The organism is uncultured Rothia sp. (genome assembly GCF_937976295.1).
Lineage (GTDB): Bacteria > Actinomycetota > Actinomycetes > Actinomycetales > Micrococcaceae > Rothia.
Genome location: NZ_CALJRY010000182.1, coordinates 1 through 2,466, shown reverse-complemented (window position 1 = coordinate 2,466; position 2,466 = coordinate 1). Strand labels below are relative to the sequence as shown.

Below are 2,466 nucleotides of genomic sequence, written 5' to 3'. Positions count from 1 at the left end.
TCCATGACGTGCTCCACCTCGGACCATCTGCCACTTTTCACGAGGCGAGCACCAGTGCCCGAGCGAGCGCTAACCCCCGTGCGAGCACCAGAACCCGAGCGAGTACTGTTCTCCGGGCTATGAGCCACTCCCCCGCCACCACCTCGTTGTGCCGAGGCGGTTTGCGCGGAGGCGGCTTTTGCAGAGCGTGAGTGTGCCCCGCTCTCGATGGAGTCGAAGAGGGTTTGTTGCACCCCATCTTCTGCGCGGGCGAGCTTTTCGGCGCGCACTCCGATGAGTCGCAGGGCGCGGGGCGCCTGCTGCCCCACCAAGATTCCATCTGCGTGCAATGCATCCAATGCCAAGGAGGCAATCTGCATGCCGGAGTCCACGGGCACGTTCAGGGCAATAGCGCGGGTGTGCGTTTCGAAGGTGCTGTAGCGGATTTTGAGGCTGAGCCCTCCTGCGAGTTTCCCTGCCGACCGCAGGCGCTTTCCCAGTTTGAGACTCAGCTCCCGAAGAGCAGCACTAACCTCCCGAGCATCGGTCGTATCCGTCTCGAAGGTGTGCTCACCGCCCATGCTTTTCTCTTCGCGTTCGGTGATCACGGGCCGTTCGTCAATACCGCGCGCCATGGCCCACAGGTGCTCGCCCTGGGCGGTGCCGAAGCGTTCTTGGAGCCAGTCCAGACTCATGGACCTCATCTGGGCAATGGTGTGAATACCGTATCGGGAGAGCTGCTCGGTGCTTTTCGCACCCACTCCCCACAGGTCGGAGACTTTCCTCGGGTCAAGAAATTCCTGAACGCGCTCGGGTGGAATGACCCACAGCCCGTTCGGCTTACTGCCGGTCGAGGCCATTTTGGCGAGTAACTTATTGGGTGCAACCCCCGCAGAGGAGGGCAGGGAAAGTTCCTGCGCGATGCGGTCGCGAGCGCGCTGTGCCAGGGCGACGGGGTCTTGGCCGTGCAGGTAGGCACCGGTTAGATCCACGAAGGCTTCATCCACGCTGACCTGCTCAACGTAGGGGCTCAAATCGTTCAGGATTGCCATAACGGCGCGGGAGTAGTACCGATAGTCACCGCGCAGCGGCAGGACGGTGGCGTTGGGACTGAGGTTTCGGGCGCGGCTGAGCGGCATGCCGGAGCGCACTCCGTGGGCGCGCGCCTCGTAGGAGGCGGAGCAGACGACCGAGCGGGGGCCCAGGGGCGCCACGATAATGGGCTCGCCGCGCAGCGCGGGGTTTTCGAGGAGTTCGACGTTGACGAAGAAGGCGTCCATGTCCAGGTGCATAATGACGCGGCCGTTCCTTGCGCCACCGTTCTTCGCACCGCGGTTCTTGCCGGTTCGCGTCTGCCCCATGCTGCCTCCTCTCATAGCTTCTACGCCCTCCTACCGAAAATATAGCACATTTCTACGAAAAATAGAGGCAAATTATCGTAAACATGTTCGTAAATGCGTTCTCTTGGGATTTTCTCCACTAAGCTAGAAGAAGTGCACACCGCACGGCATCAGGACCGTACACAGCGACCATCAGCGAGGATAGTATGACTCCCCCTTCTCCTTCCGGAGCGTCCACTCCCCAGGCGACCGAGAGCCTCACCGTAGCGGCGCCTAATATCCCGGCAGCTTCTGCGCACCTCGCTGAGCGTATTGCTGAAGAGCAGCGAGCCTACCTGCACGCTTTTGACACTCTCATGACGGAGTTTTTTGCCCGCCAGCGCGAGCTGCTCGAGGGCATTTCCGCCGAAACTCTATCCCTGCTGGAGGCTATTGAGTCCCTCTCCACCGGCGGCAAGCGCCTGCGTGCCCTGTTGAGCTACTGGGGTTGGCGAGGTGCGGGCGGCGCACCCGTGACCGAGAACCGCGCGTCCTGGTCCATTGTGAAGGCTGGCATGGCGGTGGAGCTGTTCCAGACCTCCGCGCTAATTCACGACGACATCATCGACCGCTCCGATACCCGCCGCGGCGCTCCCTCCGTGCACAAGCGTTTCGAGGCGGCGCACGAGCAGAATAGCTGGCGCGGCGACGCTTTCAACTACGGCCTGACCGGCGGTATTCTTGCCGGCGATCTGACCCTGGCGTGGTCTGCCGAGGTTTTCGCGTCCCTGGGTGAAGGCGCGATCTATGACGCCCCTGCGCGCACTATTTTTGACCGGATGCGCACCGAGGTTCTGGCGGGTCAGTACCTGGACGTCTACTCTGAGGTTCTCGAAACCGAGGACGCTCAGGCGGCTCTGCAGCGTGCCCTGAACGTGATTCGTTTCAAGTCCGCCAAGTACTCGTGCGAGCACCCCTTCACGATTGGTGGCGCTCTGGCTCTGCAGGCTGCCGCGTTGGAGAGCGGCGCCGGTGCCGTGAGCGAGCAGCACCCGGTGCTTGCCAACTACCGCGCGTTCGGTCTGCCGCTGGGCGAGGGCTTCCAGCTGCGTGATGATGAGCTGGGCGTCTTCGGTCAGTCCGAGGTGACCGGTAAGCCCGCCGGCGA

The 2,466-nt window shown here is 62.6% G+C and carries 2 protein-coding genes; one reads left to right on the top strand and one right to left on the bottom strand.

Annotation, left to right across the window (positions count from 1 at the left end; translation table 11 throughout):
• The coding region (dinB, locus tag Q0216_RS05045; RefSeq protein ID WP_298593445.1) for a DNA polymerase IV at positions 1-1,340 on the bottom strand (1,340 nt) is incomplete at its 3' end.
• 185 nt (positions 1,341-1,525) lie between these two features.
• Here dinB and Q0216_RS05040 point away from each other — a divergent pair.
• Positions 1,526-2,466 (top strand): polyprenyl synthetase family protein (locus tag Q0216_RS05040; protein ID WP_298593443.1); only part of this gene is annotated, 941 nt, incomplete at its 3' end.